The sequence below is a fragment of the Streptomyces sp. NPDC049541 genome (assembly GCF_044465725.1).
Classification (GTDB): Bacteria; Actinomycetota; Actinomycetes; order Streptomycetales; family Streptomycetaceae; genus Streptomyces.
Map to the genome: position 1 here is coordinate 176,214 of NZ_JBITLY010000010.1, position 14,879 is coordinate 191,092.

General features: G+C 71.1%; 13 protein-coding genes. 10 read left to right on the plus strand and 3 right to left on the minus strand.

The genetic code is table 11. From position 1 onward, the window contains the following. Positions 1-26: 26 nt before the first annotated feature. Entirely contained in the window at positions 27-899 is an 873-nt protein-coding gene (locus tag ACIBW9_RS32530) for a phosphotransferase enzyme family protein (protein ID WP_398960599.1), read from the minus strand. A gap of 187 nt (positions 900-1,086) precedes the next feature. Here ACIBW9_RS32530 and ACIBW9_RS32535 point away from each other — a divergent pair, with 187 nt between their 5' ends. The 5 genes from ACIBW9_RS32535 (at position 1,087) to mgt (ending at position 6,524) form a co-directional block, all read left to right on the plus strand. Then, positions 1,087-2,022, plus strand: coding sequence for a carbohydrate ABC transporter permease (locus ACIBW9_RS32535; protein WP_398960600.1), 936 nt, complete (start codon positions 1,087-1,089; stop codon positions 2,020-2,022). Beyond that, complete coding sequence (locus ACIBW9_RS32540; protein WP_398960601.1) at positions 2,019-2,870, plus strand: carbohydrate ABC transporter permease; 852 nt, start codon at positions 2,019-2,021, stop codon at positions 2,868-2,870. Before ACIBW9_RS32535 ends, ACIBW9_RS32540 begins: the two co-directional genes overlap by 4 nt. Further along, the gene (locus ACIBW9_RS32545; RefSeq protein ID WP_398960602.1) at positions 2,870-4,177 is read left to right on the plus strand and encodes an ABC transporter substrate-binding protein; all 1,308 of its coding nucleotides are present in this window, start codon (positions 2,870-2,872) and stop codon (positions 4,175-4,177) included. The genes ACIBW9_RS32540 and ACIBW9_RS32545 overlap by 1 nt, the downstream gene beginning before the upstream one ends. Before the next feature lie 297 nt (positions 4,178-4,474). After that, complete coding sequence (gene erm(O), locus ACIBW9_RS32550; protein WP_398960603.1) at positions 4,475-5,254, plus strand: 23S rRNA (adenine(2058)-N(6))-methyltransferase Erm(O); 780 nt, start codon at positions 4,475-4,477, stop codon at positions 5,252-5,254. A 49-nt stretch (positions 5,255-5,303) separates the two neighbouring features. Then, complete coding sequence (mgt, locus tag ACIBW9_RS32555; RefSeq protein WP_398960604.1) at positions 5,304-6,524, plus strand: macrolide-inactivating glycosyltransferase; 1,221 nt, start codon at positions 5,304-5,306, stop codon at positions 6,522-6,524. 88 nt (positions 6,525-6,612) lie between these two features. Here the strand turns inward: mgt and ACIBW9_RS32560 are convergent, their stop codons facing one another. After that, on the minus strand, positions 6,613-8,871 hold the full coding sequence (locus tag ACIBW9_RS32560; RefSeq protein WP_398960605.1) for an MMPL family transporter: 2,259 nt from the start codon (positions 8,869-8,871) through the stop codon (positions 6,613-6,615). 389 nt (positions 8,872-9,260) lie between these two features. On the opposite strand from ACIBW9_RS32560, the gene ACIBW9_RS32565 reads away from it, so the two are divergent. Genes ACIBW9_RS32565 through ACIBW9_RS32580 form a run of 4 tightly spaced genes read left to right on the plus strand, consistent with a single transcriptional unit; the run spans position 9,261 to position 12,186 of the window. Next, the gene (locus ACIBW9_RS32565) at positions 9,261-9,809 is read left to right on the plus strand and encodes a DUF1697 domain-containing protein (protein ID WP_398960606.1); all 549 of its coding nucleotides are present in this window, start codon (positions 9,261-9,263) and stop codon (positions 9,807-9,809) included. 56 nt (positions 9,810-9,865) lie between these two features. Further along, entirely contained in the window at positions 9,866-10,906 is a 1,041-nt protein-coding gene (locus ACIBW9_RS32570; RefSeq protein WP_398960607.1) for a ketopantoate reductase family protein, read from the plus strand. A gap of 10 nt (positions 10,907-10,916) precedes the next feature. Next, the gene (locus tag ACIBW9_RS32575) at positions 10,917-11,513 is read left to right on the plus strand and encodes a TIGR03086 family metal-binding protein (RefSeq protein ID WP_398960608.1); all 597 of its coding nucleotides are present in this window, start codon (positions 10,917-10,919) and stop codon (positions 11,511-11,513) included. 55 nt (positions 11,514-11,568) lie between these two features. Continuing rightward, a complete protein-coding gene (locus tag ACIBW9_RS32580; RefSeq protein WP_398960609.1) occupies positions 11,569-12,186 on the plus strand; it encodes a DsbA family protein in 618 nt (205 codons plus the stop codon). Between the two features lie 313 nt (positions 12,187-12,499). On the opposite strand, the gene ACIBW9_RS32585 is transcribed toward ACIBW9_RS32580, so the two are convergent. Then, entirely contained in the window at positions 12,500-13,810 is a 1,311-nt protein-coding gene (locus ACIBW9_RS32585) for an MFS transporter (RefSeq protein WP_398960610.1), read from the minus strand. 56 nt (positions 13,811-13,866) lie between these two features. Here ACIBW9_RS32585 and ACIBW9_RS32590 point away from each other — a divergent pair, with 56 nt between their 5' ends. Then, the gene (locus tag ACIBW9_RS32590; RefSeq protein ID WP_398960611.1) at positions 13,867-14,856 is read left to right on the plus strand and encodes an ArsR family transcriptional regulator; all 990 of its coding nucleotides are present in this window, start codon (positions 13,867-13,869) and stop codon (positions 14,854-14,856) included. Positions 14,857-14,879: the final 23 nt, after the last annotated feature.

A 14,879-nucleotide genomic window follows, 5' to 3' on the forward strand; every position in this document is an offset into this window, starting at 1 on the left:
ACGACAAGCCCCGGGTCAATCGGCGCTCAGAACGAATACCACCGCACTGACTCGTCCCCGTCACGGAGTGACGCCACCCGCCGCCTGAACTCGGCCAACGCGGAGGGGTTGGACGCAGCCTGCTGCGCAACCCACGCACAACTCGCCGTCTCCCGCGCACCGCGCAGCACACCGCAGCCGTCCCACTCCCGCACATCCCACCCGTACGCCTCGATGAAGGAGTCGTAGGCCTCGGCCGGCAGGCCATACCGGTCACGGGACAGCGCCATCACCACCAGATCGTGCTCGCGCAAATCCGCGGAGAAGGTCTCCAGATCGACCAGAACGGGCCCGTCCGGCCCGACATGCACATTGCGGGGCAGCGCATCGCCGTGGATGGGGCCCGGCGGCAGATGCGGAGTGAGTGCCGCGGCCGCCGAGGCGAACCCGTCGCGGCGCTCACGCAGATACGCCGCGTCCGCGGGGTCGATCGCGTCGCCCGCGAGCCGCAACCAGCGTTCCACACCGCCCAGCAGCTCGCGGGGCGGCAGCTCGAAGGCATCGGCAGGGGGAGTGGGCAGTGCGTGGACGACCCGTAGCAGTTCGGCCAAATCCCGGGGCTCGGCCGGCCGTACCGCATCCGGGATCCGGTGCCACACCGTCACCGGGTGGCCCTCGACCAGCAGCGGCTTGGACTCCGCGGCCCGCACCGCGGGCACCCCCGCCTCGGCGAGCCACAGCGCGATGTCCAGTTCACGGCGCGCCCGGTCCAGGAGTTCGGGGTCACGGCCCACCTTGACGACCAGGTCGCCGGAGGCGAACACCGCGTTCTCGCCCAGGGCGAGCAGCCGTGCGTCACGCGCCGGGCCGGGCAGTACCCGCGCCGCGGCCAGTACCTCGCGCGCCCGTGACTCGTCCATCGCCTTCCTCCCACGTCCGCGTATGCATCGGTGAACGGCGTCGAGTTTGCGCCACCCACCGGCCCAGTCTCGCATTCGCACAGGTCGGACCGTGTGCGTACGGCCTTGACGGTGCACACCCCCTTCACGACCATGACTCAGGCCCGCCGGGTCCGAACGTCACGAGCCGCGCAAAGGAGCCGATCACGTGACACTGGTGACCGCGACGAGGCGATCGGCGCAGGGCGTGCCACGCGCAGCCGGGGGCCGTCGGCTCCCCGACCGCGGGGCCTGGTTCCTGGTGCTGCCCGCGCTGATCCCGATCTTGGTGCTGAGCGTCGGACCACTGCTCTACGGCATCCTGCTGGCCTTCACCGACGCCCAGTCGGGCCGCACCCGGTCCACCGAGTGGATCGGCGGCCTGAATTTCCAGGACCTGCTGCACGACACGCTGTTCTGGGAGTCGTTCCGGATCGGGCTGGTGTGGGCGGTCGGCGTGACCGTGCCGCAGTTCCTGCTCGCGCTCGGCCTCGCCCTGCTGCTCAACCAGGACCTGCGGCTGAGATGGCTCGCCCGGGCCCTCGCGATCGTCCCGTGGGCCATGCCCGAGGTCGTGGTCGGCATCATGTGGCGGCTGGTCTACAACCCGGACGCGGGCGTCCTCAACGAGACCCTGCACGACCTGGGCCTCGGCGACGGGCGGGACTGGCTCAGCGGCCTTGGGTCCGCGCTGCCCGCGGTGATCGTCGTCGGCATCTGGGCCGGCATGCCGCAGACCACGGTCGCGCTGCTGGCCGGACTGCAGAACACCCCGCGCGAACTGCACGAGGCGGCGGCGGTCGACGGGGCGGGCGCCTGGCGGCGCTTCCGCACGGTCACCTGGCCCGCCCTCAGACCGGTCGCCCTCGCCATCACCGCCCTCAACCTGATCTGGAACTTCAACTCCTTCGCCCTGGTCTATGTGCTGACCAACGGCGGGCCCGGCGGCCGCACCCGGCTGCCCATGCTGTTCGCCTACGAAGAGGCCTTCCGCTACGGGCAGTTCGGGTACGCGGCCGCGATGGGGTGCGTCATGGTCGCGTTGATCTCGCTGCTCCTCGCGGCCTTCCTGGTCGGCCGGCTCAGGGGAGGGGACGACGCATGACGATCACGAACGGAAGGAGGACGAGGACCGGCACCCGCGTCGGTCAGTACGCCGCCCTGCTCGCCTATCTCGTCTTCCTCGCCTTCCCCTTCCTCTGGCTGGTCTCCACCGCCTTCAAGTCGCCGCGTGAGCTGGGGAGTCTGCACCCCACCTGGATCCCCCGGCACCCCACCCTGGGCAACTTCCGGCAGGCCTTCGACGAGCAGCCACTGCTGCACGCCGCGCTCAACTCCCTGTTCGCGGCGGCCGGTGCGGCGGTGATCGTCGTACTGGTCGCGACCCCGCTGGCGTATGTCATGGCCCGGCACCGCACCCCGCTGAGCCGGGCCGCCACCGGTTGGGTGGTCGTCAGCCAGGCGTTCCCACTGGTCCTGGTGATCATCCCGCTGTTCCTCGTGCTGAAGGACCTGCACCTGATCAACTCTCTGGCCGGGCTGACATTGGTGTACGTCGTGTGGGCGCTGCCGTTCGCGCTGTGGATGCTGGCCGGCTATGTCCGGGCGGTACCGGCCGAGGTCGAGGAGGCGGCGGCGGTCGACGGGGCCGGGCGGGTACGGACCCTGGTGTCGGTGGTGGCGCCGCTGCTCGCGCCCGGGATCGCGGCGACGGGGCTGTTCGCGTTCGTCACCGCGTGGAACGAGTTCTTCTTCGCGCTGGTCCTGCTGAAAACACCGGACAGACAGACCCTGCCGGTCGTGCTCAGCCATTTCATCGGGGCAGAAGGCGTCGCGGATCTCGGCCCCCTGGCGGCGGCCGCATTCCTCGCCACCCTCCCCTCACTGGTCGTCTTCGCGGTCATCCAGCGGCGGATCACCGGCGGCATGCTCACCGGGGCGGTGAAGAACTGATGCGCGGCAGAAGCGGATTCACGGGACACGCAGGATGCGTTCTGGCCCTCGTCCTCACGCTGCTGCTCGCGGGCTGCAGCGGCGGCGGCAGCGGAGACACGGTGGGCGGGCGGATCACCCTCCGCTTCCAGTCCCTGGCCTGGCAGCAGGAGTCCGTCGCGGCCAACAAGGAGCTGGTGAAGGAGTGGAACGCCGGCCATCCGCACGTCAAGGTCGAGTATGTGCAGGGGAGCTGGGACAGCGTCCATGACCAGCTGCTCACCTCCTTCGAGGGCGGCGAGGCGCCCGACATCATCCACGACGCCTCCGACGACCTGGCGGACTTCGCCTACGGCGGCTACCTCGCCGATCTCACCCACCTGCTGCCCCCACGGCTCAAGTCGGACATCCCGCAGCGGAGCTGGCAGACGGCGACCTTCGGCGACGGCGTCTACGGCGTGCCCTTCCTCCAGGAGCCGCGTGTCCTCATCGCCAACGCGGGCCTGCTGAAGAAGTCGGGCGTACGGATACCGACGCCCCAACGGCCATGGAGCTGGGCGGAGTTCCGGCAGGTGGCGAAGCGGCTGAGCGGCAGCGGGAAGTATGGTGTCGCCTGGCCGCTCAAGGAGCCCGTGTCCGCCACCCTCAACCTGTCCCTGTCGACGGGCGGCCGGCTCTTCCACCGCGGCCCGGACGGCAAGGTCACCGTCCGCTTCGAGGCGGCCGACCAGGTCGCGCCGCGCACGATTCACGACCAGGCGAACACCGACCACAGCGCCTCGCCCACCACCCTGGGCAGCGGCGGCTCGGACACCCTGCCCGGCTTCTTCGGCGGCAGGTACGCGATGGTGCCGCTCGGCTTCTCCTACCGGCAGCAGATCGTGCAGCAGGCGCCGAAGGGCTTCGACTGGCAGGTGCTGCCCGCCCCGGCCGGCGCCGACGGCCTCACCCAGGGCGTCAGCCCGCAGACCCTGTCCATCGCCGCGGACAGCCCGCACAAGAAGGAGGCCGCCGAGTTCGTCGACTACCTGCTCCGGCCACAGAACATGGTGCGGCTGGCACTGGGGGACTGGATGCTGCCGACGGGCACCCAGGCGCTCAAGGACCCCGCCCTGCACACGGCCAAGGACGGCTGGGCGACCGGCACCGCCCTGGCCGCCCACCTCCGCTCGGCGCCCGCCCAGTCCGTCCGCGGCTACCCCGAATGGAAGGACAAGGTGGCGACGCCCGCGTTCCAGGAGTACTACAGCGGGGCCATAGGCCTCGGTGAACTGCGCAGACGGCTGGAGAAGGACGGCAACCTGGTGCTCGCCCGCTACCAGCGCTGAGAGCGGGCAGCCGGACGGCCGCCACGGAAAACCCGTTGCCCGGTGAGCGGCCGCCTGCCTAGCGTGCCGTTCGTGGCAGCGAACACCGCGATCATCAACTCCGGTCTCGGCCGGGGCTGCACGCATTCCGTCCGGATGCGTCGTGGCCCCGGAGCCCTGACCGGCCCGGGGAGCTCCACCCGCTGATCACACGCGGTGCGATCCGCCCCCGTCCTTCGCTTCTCTGCTCTTCTTGCCTTCCGGTCAGGGCCTTCGGCTGCCCCTTTCCCATTTCCCGGAAGACAAGGACCGCAGGCCATGGCCCGCCCCACCCCCGTTTCCCGCGCGCTCTCGCAGAACTTTCTCGCCGATCGCGCCACCGCCGAGCACATCGCCCGCCTTGCCGTACCGCACGAACGGCGGGCGCCCCTGCTGCTCGAAGTGGGCGCAGGAAAGGGCGCGTTGACCGAACGGCTCGCCCCGCGCTGCCGCGAACTGCACGCGTACGAGATCGACCGACGGCTCGTCCCCGTGCTGCGCACCCGGTTCTCCGGCACGGCTCAGGTGCGGGTGATCGGCGGTGACTTCCTCGACGCGCGGCCCCCGCACACCCCCTTCTCGGTCGCCGGAAACGTGCCCTTCTCCCGCACCGCGGCCGTCGTCGACTGGTGTCTGCGGGCCCCCGCCCTCACCGACGCCACCCTGCTCACCCAGCTGGAGTACGCCCGCAAACGAACCGGCGACTACGGGAGCTGGACCCTGCTCACCGTCCGCAGCTGGCCCCGCCACGAGTGGCGGCTCGTCGGCCGCGTGACCAGGACACGGTTCCGGCCCGTGCCCCGCGTCGACGCCGGGATCGTACGCATCGAACGGCGTCGCACCCCGCTGCTCGAACCCGCCGCGTACGGCAGCTGGCGGCGCCTCGTGGAACTGGGCTTCTCGGGCGTCGGCGGCTCGCTGCACGCCTCGCTGCGGCGGGCGCACCCGAGGCGCCGGGTGGACGCCGCCTTCCGGGCGGCGGGCCTGGATCCCAGGGTGCTGGTCGGGGAGGTGGCGCCGGGCCGGTGGCTGAGGCTGCACGAGGTCCTGGTCGGGTGACCTTCGAAATGATTGGACGAGACGTATCGTCTCGTCTACCTTCGATGACATGCCTACCCCGACCCCCACACCCCGTCCCGCCCACATCGCCATGTTCTCCGTCGCCGCCCACGGCCATGTGAACCCCAGCCTGGAGGTGATCCGCGAGCTGGTCGCCCGTGGCCACCGGGTCACCTACGCCATCCCGCCGGCGTTCGCGGAGAAAGTCGCCGGGACCGGCGCCGAGCCGAAGCTGTGGAGGTCCACGCTGCCGGGCCCCGACGCGGACCCGGCGGCGTGGGGGAGTGAACTGCTGGACCACGTCGAGCTGTTCCTCGAAGACGCGATCCAGGCGCTGCCGCAGCTGGCCGAGGCGTACCACGGGGACGTACCGGACCTCGTGCTGCACGACATCACGGCGTACCCGGCCCGTGTTCTCGCCCACCGCTGGGGCGTCCCCGCGATCTCGCTCTCGCCGAACCTCGTCGCCTGGGAGGGCTACGAAAAGGAGGTCGCCGAGCCGATGTGGGCGGAGCCGAAGCGGACCGAGCGCGGCCGGGCGTACTACGCGCGCTTCCAGACATGGCTGGAGGAGAACGGGATCACGCAGCACCCGGACGACTTCGCGGGCCGCCCCGACCGCTCGCTCGTCCTGATCCCCAAGGCGCTTCAGCCCAAGGCCGACCGGGTCGACGAGACCGTGTACACCTTCGTCGGCGCCTGCCAGGGCGACCGCACCACGGAGGGCGACTGGCAGCGGCCGGCCGGAGCCGAGAAAGTGGTGCTGGTGTCGCTGGGCTCCACCTTCACCGACCGGCCCGGCTTCTACCGGGAGTGCGTCGAGGCGTTCGGCGGCCTGACCGGCTGGCACCTCGTCCTGCAGATCGGCAGGCGCGTGGACCCGTCGGTGCTCGGGGACGTACCGGCGAACGTGGAAGTACGGTCCTGGGTCCCGCAGTTGGCGGTGCTCCGGCAGGCCGACCTGTTCGTCACCCACGCCGGGGCGGGCGGCAGCCAGGAAGGCCTGGCCACCGCCACACCGATGATCGCCGTACCACAGGCCGTCGACCAGTTCGGCAACGCGGACATGCTCCAGGCCCTGGGAGTCGCCCGCCACATCCCCACGGCGGAGGCCACCGCTCAGACCCTGCGCAGGACCGCCCTCGCCCTCGTCGACGACCCCGAGGTCGCCCGCCGCCTCCAGGAGATCCAGGCCGGCATGGCGAAGGAAGGGGGAACTCGGCGGGCAGCCGACCTGGTCGAGGCCCAACTTCCCGCATCGATCCGGTAGTTCGGGCATGGCGAGGGCCCGCCGGCTCCCCTGTGGCCGACGGGCCCTCGGTCGGTGAGGGTTCAACCCCGCGGGGGGTTCAACCCCTTCAGACGCCCAGTCGTTCACCCTCGTCGCGCCGCGCCGAGTGCGTGATGACCTCCGCCGACTCGTCGTGCGTCAGGTCGGGCAGCCGGTTCAGCCACTTCGGCAGATACCAGTTGCGCTCGCCCAGCAGCGCCATCACCGCCGGGAGCAGCACACCCCGGATGATCGTCGCGTCGATGAGCACCGCGGCCGCGAGGCCGACACCCATCTGCTTCATGGACTGCATGGACAGCGTGCCGAAGATCGCGAACACGGCGACCATGATGACCGCGGCGCTGGTGACGACACCGGCAGTGGTGACCACACCGTGCTGGATCGCATCCCGTGTCGTACGGCCGCGCAGCCGCGCCTCGCGGATCCGCGAGACCACGAACACGTGGTAGTCCATCGACAGACCGAACAGGATCACGAACAGGAACAGCGGCAGCCAGGTGATGATCGCGCCGACGCCCTCCGCGCCCACCAGGGAGGCGCCCCAGCCGTGCTGGAAGACGGCGACGAGGATGCCGTAAGCGGCGCCCACGGAAAGGAGGTTGAGCACGATCGAGGTGATCGCGACCGTCAGCGAGCGGAACGACAGCAGCATCAGCGCGAAGGCGAAGACCACGACGAACGCGAAGACCGGGACGACCGCGCCGCCGAGCTGGGCGTTGAAGTCGTGCGAGCCGGCGACCTGTCCGGTGATCGGCGCCTGCACGCCGTCCAGCTTGCCGAGCGTGGCGGGCCGTACCTCGTCCCGCAGCTTCTCCAGGCTGGCGCCCGCCTTGTCCAGGTCGGAGCCGCCGACCAGCGGGACGTACACGTAGGCGATGTTCTGCGCGTCGTGCAGGGTGATCTGGACCGGGCCGCGCGAGGCGCCCGAACTGATCGCCCGCGCCTTGAAGTCGGCGAGCGCGGACTTCACCTCGGGGGCGTTGATGTCCTTGGCCTTGACGACGACCTCGGCCGGCTCGGAGCCGCCCGGGAAGGCCTCGTTGACCCGGTTGTACGTCTGCACGATCGGCAGCGAGTCACCGAACTCCTGGTCCAGCGTGAGGTTCTGGGTCTTCATGCCGAGTGCCGGAGCCGCGACGGCCAGCAGCGCACCGGCCGCGACGAGCACGGAGACCAGCGGCTTGGCGAGCACACCGCGCAGGACCGCCGTCCAGAACCGGCTCTCCCCGCCCGTGCGGGCGGCCCGGCGCTCCATCGCCTTGCGCAGGAAGGGAATCCTCCCCTTCTCGACCCGCTCGCCCAGCAGCGAGAGCAGCGCCGGCAGCACCGTCACCGACCCGACCATGGCGACCGCCACGACCATCAGCGAGGCCAGCCCCATCCCCTGGAACGTGACGAGCCCGGTGAACAGCATGCCCGCCATCGCCACGCACACGGTGATGCCGGAGACGACGATCGCCCGGCCGCTGGTGGCGGCCGCGATCCGCAGGGCCGTCTGCGCGTCCCGCCCGGCCGCGCGCTCCTCGCGCTCACGGCGCAGATAGAACAGGCAGTAGTCGACGCCGACCGCCAGACCGACCAGCAGCATCACGGAGTTGGCGGTGTCGCTCATCGGCATCACATGGCTGACGACGCCCATCAGACCCATCGTCGCCATGATCGCGGTGATCGCCAGCGCCACCGGCAGCAGCGCGGCCACCAGCGCGCCGAAGGCGATGAGCAGAATGCCGAGGGCCACCGGCACCGCGGACAGCTCGGCCTTCTTGAAGTCGTCGCCGAACGCGTCCTTGAACGTCTTGTTCATGCTGGCGCCGCCGATCTCCTCGATCCGCAGCGTCTCGTGGTCCTTCTGCACCCCCGCGACGGCCTTCAGCACCGGCTCCACGTGCTCGTACGCGGTCTCGGCGTCGCCGCGCATGTCGAACTGCACCAGCGCGCTGCGCCCGTCCCTGGAGATCGTGTGCGTGACGTACGGCGACTTCACGTCCGTGACCTTGCCGGTCCCGTCGACGGCCTTCACGACCGCGTCCACGGCCGCCTTGAACTCGGCGTCGGTCGCCTTGACGTTCCCGGCCTTCGCCTGGATCAGAACCGTCTCACTGGCCGGTTCCTCGATCCCCGCATCCTCGATGATCTTGGCGGCGGTGTGTGTCTCGCCCTTGAGCTGTTCGCTCTCCTTGACGTCGACCCGACCGGCGGCCGAACCGATCCCCATCGCCAGGACGACGAACAGCACCCAGATGCCGACGGCAGCCCATCGGTGCCTGGCGCTCCAGCCGCCGGCCCGGGCGGCTATGCCCCGCACCCGCGAATCTCCGTTCCCCATGACGGGCTTGCCCCCTCGTCTGCGGTGACGGCCCCCTGCCGCCACCTTCCGCTTCGAAGGTATGGGCCGGATAAGCACGTCTCGTCGTGCTGCCCGGTGAAGTGCGGCGGGCACGGGTCCTCCCCTCGGACCCCGCTGCCTCACCGCTGGGGAGGATTTCGGCCCCTTACATCTATCGGGACTTCTCGGGGATGAAGATCGGGGTGTCCGGTCCGTCGGCATCGCTCCTCTTTGTTGTTGCGAGACCTTGTTGAACAAGTCACAGGTGCGTGTATCGGTTGAACCGGAGCCCCGGGTTCGGACAGAGTTTCGGCAGTCCGCCCGCGCGGACCGCCGCGGCCGTCGTGCCCGCCCCCACGGGGCACGACGGCCGCTCTATGGTGTGGGCCATGACGACGAGGTATGCGGCGCTGCTGCGCGGGATCAACGTGGGCGGCAAGAAGAAGCTCCCGATGGCCGAACTGCGGCAGCTGATGGACGGCCTCGGCTACGACGGCGTCCGCACCCATCTGCAGAGCGGCCAGGCCGTCTTCGCGTCCGGCCACGGCGACGAGGAGTCCCTGGCCGCCGAACTCGCGCAGGCCATCCAGAAGCACTTCGGCTTCGCCGTCGACGTGATCGTGCGCGACCACGCCTACCTCAAGTCGATCGCCGAGGCCTGCCCGTTCCCGGCCGCCGAACTGGAGGCCAAACAGCTCCACGTCACCTACTTCTCCGCCCCGGTGGACGACGAACGGTTCGCGGAGATCGACCGGGAGACCTACCTCCCCGAGGAGTTCCGGCTCGGCGACCGCGCCCTGTACCTGTACGCGCCGGAGGGCCTCGGCCGCTCCCAGCTCGCCGCCCACCTCGCCAGACCCCGTATCAACAAAGGCCTGATCGCCACGAGCCGCAACTGGAACACCGTCATGAAACTGGTGGAGCTCACGGGAGAGTGACCGGGCGGAACCCGGCTCTTCATGGCAGGTACACACGACTGTGCGAGGCTCCTCCCATGCGTTACATCATCATCGGAGCGGGAGCCGTCGGCGGTTCGATCGGCGGGCGTCTCGCGGGCGCGGGGCACGAGGTGGTCCTGGTCGCGCGCGGTGCGCACCACGCGGCGCTGCGGGACGGCGGGCTGCGCCTGAAGGTGCCCGACGGCGAGTACACCTACCGGCTGTCGACCGTCGAAGGGCCGGACGAGCTGGGTGAGTTGAGGGCCGACGACGTGCTCGTCCTCGCCGTGAAGACCCAGGACACCGTGGGCGCGCTGCAGGCCTGGGGCGCGGTGCCGGTCGCCGGCGGCGGCAGCGCGGCCGAGCGGCTGCCGTTGTTCTGCGCGCAGAACGGGGTGGAGGGCCAGCGGCTCGCCCTGCGGGTCTTCCGGCGGGTGTACGGCGTCTGCGTCTGGCTGCCGTCCACGTTCGTCGAACCGGGCGTCGTCTCCGCCGCGGGAGCCCCGCTCACCGGCATCCTGCACCTGGGCCGCCATCCGCACGGCACCGACGAGACGGCACGCCTGGTCGGTGCCGACCTGGAGAAGACGGGGTACTTCGAGGCACCGGTCGTGCCGGACGTGGCGCGCTGGCAGTACGCCAAGCTCCTGTCCAACCTCGGCAACGCGCTGGAGGCGGTCGCCGGGCCGATCGCCGATGACGAGGCCGTGGCGCTGTACACGCGCGTGCGCGCCGAGGGCCAGGCCGTGCTCGACGCCGCCGGCATCGCGTACGCGAGCGTCGAGGAACAGCAGGCGGTACGCGGCCACAAGGTCGACCTGGTCCCCCTCGAAGGCGCCCCGCGCGGCGGCGGCTCCTCCTGGCAGTCGCTCACCCGGGGCACCGGCACCATCGAGGCCGACCACCTCAACGGCGAGATCGCCCTGCTGGGCCGCCTGCACGGCGTACCGACCCCGCTCAACGAGCTGTTGCAGCACCTCGCCAACACCTTCGCGCGTGAGCGCCGGGCACCCGGATCCCTGCCGGTCGAGGATCTCGTCCGCCTCGCCGACGAGGCTGTCGCATTTGTTCAAGAGTCCGGAGCGGCCTCCTCCTAGCGTGGGGTGCATGACGTACGACGACGACCCGAAGCACCTGCACACGTTCATGACCGAGTGTGCCGCCGAGGCGGCGCGTGTGGCGCGCGGCGTCCCGGCGGACCGGCTCGGCAATCCCACTCACTGCGGCGACTGGGACGTCCGCGCCCTGGTCAACCACTGGGTCCTCTACACCTCGCACGGCCTGGAGCACCGCGCCCTGCGCAAACAGCTCCCCGAGGAGCTGACCGCCCGCGACTTCACCGCGGACCCCGACTGGCCCGCGGCCTACGCCGCCCAGCTGGACCGCGCCGTCGCCGCCTGGGCCGACCCGGCGGTGTGGGAGGGCGAGGTCGACCTGGGCATGGCGAAGATGCCCGCCGCCGAGATCGCCTCGATGGTGATCAAGGAGATGGCGGTGCACGGCTGGGACGTCGCCACCGCCACCGGCCAGCACTTCCACGTCTCGGACGAGGCGGCCCGCTTCGTCCTCGACGTGGTCGAGAAGCACGCCGAGCTCTACCGGCAGTACGACGGCTTCGCCGACCCCGTACCGGTGCCGGACGACGCCCCGGTGTTCGACCGGGCGCTCGCCGCCAGTGGACGGGACCCCAAATTGGGCCACTGAAAAGGCAATGAATTGGGCCGGTACACTGCACCACTCGACCACTACCGTCGACCCCATGACGAACACCCCGCCGACCCGGGTCGACTTCTGGTTCGACCCCGCCTGCCCCTTCGCCTGGATCACCTCCCGCTGGCTCCTGGAGGTCGAGCGCGAACGCCCCCTCGACCTCCGCTTCCATGCGATGAGCCTCTACCTGCACAACCTCGGCAACGAACTCCCCGACTGGTACCGGGAGCTGGTCGACAAGTCGATCGGCCCGGTACGGGTCGCGGTGGCCGCCGCCGAGCGGCACGGCGAAAAGGTGCTGCGCGACCTGTACACGGCGTTCGGCACCCGGATCCACGAACGCAAGGACGAGGACTTCGACGCCGTGATCGCCGATTCCCTCGCCGAACTCGGCCTCCCCGAGGATCTCGCCACCGCAGCGCACGACCCGTCGTACGACGAGGCCGTACGCCGCAGCCACGAGACGGGCACCGAGCCGGAATCGGGCGGTTATGTGGGCACGCCCACCATTCATGTCGACGGAACGGTGTGGTTCGGACCAGTGCTGAGGGCGATCCCGCGGGGAACACGCGCGGCCGAACTCTTCGACAGCTTCCGGGTGCTGGCGACCGACCCGGACTTCTTCGAGCTGAAGCGCACCCGCACGGGCGGGCTGTCCTTCGACTAGTCCCGGATGGACAAGGGGAGTTCCGCGTTCACCGTCGCGCCTTGCGGTGTGGTGCGGATGCGTCCCGCCGTTCTGATCGACACGCTCGTGCACGGAGCGGATGCCCACCCCGTGCGTCCACGGTTCGGCGCGGCTGCCGCTGTCGGCGACCGTCACGCCCAGGGCATCGCCGGGCAGTTCGAGGATGAGCACGGCCGTCGCGGCGCCCGAGTGACGGCATCGATCGTGACGACAAGGGGGCGTCCGTCGGCGGCGCGCAGATGCGTGGCGCGCCGGCGGATGGCGTCGACCAGGCCGAGTTCGTCGAGGGCATTCAGACCCGGTCGCCCCGCCACTCCCCGTCCCGCCGTGCCCATCGCACAGCGGGAGCGACCGCGAGGCCCGCGAGGGCGAACAGGACGGCGAGCACCGCCCAGCCCGCCCCGCCGTGCCGGATCGCCGTCACCGTGACCAGGGCCGGGCCCGCCATCATCCCGGCGGACATGCCCGCGCCGAACACGCCCTGGTAGACGCCGTGGGCGCGGGCGTCGGCGAGTTCGTAGCCGAGGGTCCAGCCGCCCGCCGCCATCAGCACCTCGGAGAAGACCTGCACCACCGCGCCGACGGTCAGCGCGAGCACGGCCCACACGGGGGAGAGGCCGGCCGAGACGGCGTACACCGCGCAGGCCGCGGCCAGCAGCAGTCCGGCCCAGCCCATCGCCCTTACGGCACCGGGCACTTGGGAAACCCGGCGGGCGACCCGCACCTGGAACAGGGCCACCAGCGCACAGTTCACGATCATCAGCACGGCCGCGGTCCAGCGCGGCGCCTCGGTCCGCTCGACGATCCACAGGGGCAGACCGACCTCGGACAGGGTGTACTGCACGACCAGCACGGCATTGAGGACGGTGACCGCGAGATACGGCAGGTCCCGCACGGCACGCCAGCGGTCGCCCACGGGAGCGCCGGCCGCCACCCGCTCCACCGCGTGGGGCGCGAGCGGCAGCCTGCGTACCATCAGCGCGGGCGCCACGAACGACACCGCGTTCAGCACGATCACCGTCACATACGCGCCCCGCGTGTCGAGTTGGAGAGCGACGGCCCCGAACGCGCCACCCACACCCATCGCGACGTTCGTGACCATCCGCAGATACGCGCGGGCCTCCACCCGCGTCGCCGCCGGCAGCACATCGGCGTAGATCGCGCCCTGCACCCCACGGCTCGCCATCTGCAGCCCGGTCGCGCAGACGACCGCCACGAGGAAACCGGCATACGACTGCACCAGGACGTACGCCGCCGTAGCCATCCCGGTGCCGGCCCACAGCAGCGCCCCCACCTGCCGGGCGCCCCACCGGTCAGCGGCCCGCCCGGCCGGTACGCCCGCCGCGACGCCGACCAGTCCGGCCACCGTCAGGCCGAGCCCGACCGCGGTAGCGTCGAGGCCGACGATACGGGTGAAGTACAGGACGCCGAGGGGGAAGTAGAGCCCGTTGCCGAGGGAGTTGAAGAGCGTCAGCACGGTGGCGCGGCGCAGCGCCGGGTCGGCGGGGAGGAGACCGGCGGCTCTGGTGGCCCGGTCGGGGCGGGCACCGGTCGTAAGGTCGACGTCCTGTTCCGAGCCCGGTGAGGCGGGTGTCGTGGTCATGAGAACAGCGAAGCCGGTGGCGCGTGTCCGCCGACAATGATTTAGCGTGGCGCTCAATGATCGAGTTCCGCTTCGATGTCGGTGACCTCGCGACCACCTCCTTCGCGTACTCCCCGCTGCAGGAGGCGGTGTTCTCGCTGCGCTGTCTGCACGACCCGGCCCGCTACCCGCACCACCGGCCCTGGCTGCGCCGTATCCGCCCCCGACTCGACGCGCTGGACGGCGAGCTGCTCGCCGCCCTCGCCGCCCCCTGGTTCTGGGTGCCGGACTTCCTCACCCCGCGCCCCGAACGTGCCCGCCCGGCCTTGCCCGACGAGCTCGTCCGGCTCCGCGCCACACCACCGGACGTCGTCGTCGCGGACTTCCACGCCACGTACCGGACCGCGGACGCCCTGCCGCCCGTCGTGGCCCGGGGCCTGACCGACCCGGCGGCCTTCCTCACCCGCATCACCGACGCCCTCGACGCCTACTGGCACACCTGCCTCGCCGCGGACTGGTGGCCGCGCGCCCAGAGCATCCTGGAGTCCGACCTCGCCCACCGCAGCCGGGTACTCGCCGAGCAGGGAGCGGGGGCGTTGTTCGCGGGCCTCGACGACCGCCTCACCTGGTCCGACGGCCAACTCCACCTGTCCACCAGGGACTTCGTGCTCCAGGCCCCGTGGACCGACACGAGCATCGCAGGCCGCGGTCTGGTGCTGCTGCCGAGCCTGTTCGCCCGCGGAGCCCAGCCCCTGATCGACCCCCTGCGCCCGCCCACCCTGATCTATCCGGCGTACGGCCGCGCCACCCTCGCCGAGACACCGCCCCCGCCCACCGACACGGCCCTGGTACGCCTCCTCGGCGCCCCCCGGGCCCGACTGCTCCTGCTCCTCGCGGAACCGGCCTCCACCACGGAACTGGCCCACCGCCTGCACGTCACCCCGGGCGCGGTCAGCCAGCACCTCGCGGTCCTCCACGACGCGGGGCTGCTGAGCCGCACACGCAGCGGCCGGGTCGTGCGGTACGCGCGCACGACGCTGGGCGACGATCTGTGCCGTGATCGGTAGCGGAGGGTGCGGTGCAGCGCGGC

What these genes read in the sequence shown, in the direction of transcription:
- ACIBW9_RS32530 (WP_398960599.1), bottom strand. Translation starts at nt 899, where the DNA reads ATGGACGAGTCACGGGCGCGCGAGGTACTGGCCGCGGCGCGGGTACTG.
- ACIBW9_RS32540 (WP_398960601.1), top strand. Translation starts at nt 2,019, where the DNA reads ATGACGATCACGAACGGAAGGAGGACGAGGACCGGCACCCGCGTCGGT.
- ACIBW9_RS32545 (WP_398960602.1), top strand. Translation starts at nt 2,870, where the DNA reads ATGCGCGGCAGAAGCGGATTCACGGGACACGCAGGATGCGTTCTGGCC.
- mgt (WP_398960604.1), top strand. Translation starts at nt 5,304, where the DNA reads ATGCCTACCCCGACCCCCACACCCCGTCCCGCCCACATCGCCATGTTC.
- ACIBW9_RS32560 (WP_398960605.1), bottom strand. Translation starts at nt 8,871, where the DNA reads ATGGGGAACGGAGATTCGCGGGTGCGGGGCATAGCCGCCCGGGCCGGC.
- ACIBW9_RS32565 (WP_398960606.1), top strand. Translation starts at nt 9,261, where the DNA reads ATGACGACGAGGTATGCGGCGCTGCTGCGCGGGATCAACGTGGGCGGC.
- ACIBW9_RS32570 (WP_398960607.1), top strand. Translation starts at nt 9,866, where the DNA reads ATGCGTTACATCATCATCGGAGCGGGAGCCGTCGGCGGTTCGATCGGC.
- ACIBW9_RS32575 (WP_398960608.1), top strand. Translation starts at nt 10,917, where the DNA reads ATGACGTACGACGACGACCCGAAGCACCTGCACACGTTCATGACCGAG.
- ACIBW9_RS32580 (WP_398960609.1), top strand. Translation starts at nt 11,569, where the DNA reads ATGACGAACACCCCGCCGACCCGGGTCGACTTCTGGTTCGACCCCGCC.
- ACIBW9_RS32585 (WP_398960610.1), bottom strand. Translation starts at nt 13,810, where the DNA reads ATGACCACGACACCCGCCTCACCGGGCTCGGAACAGGACGTCGACCTT.
- ACIBW9_RS32590 (WP_398960611.1), top strand. Translation starts at nt 13,867, where the DNA reads ATGATCGAGTTCCGCTTCGATGTCGGTGACCTCGCGACCACCTCCTTC.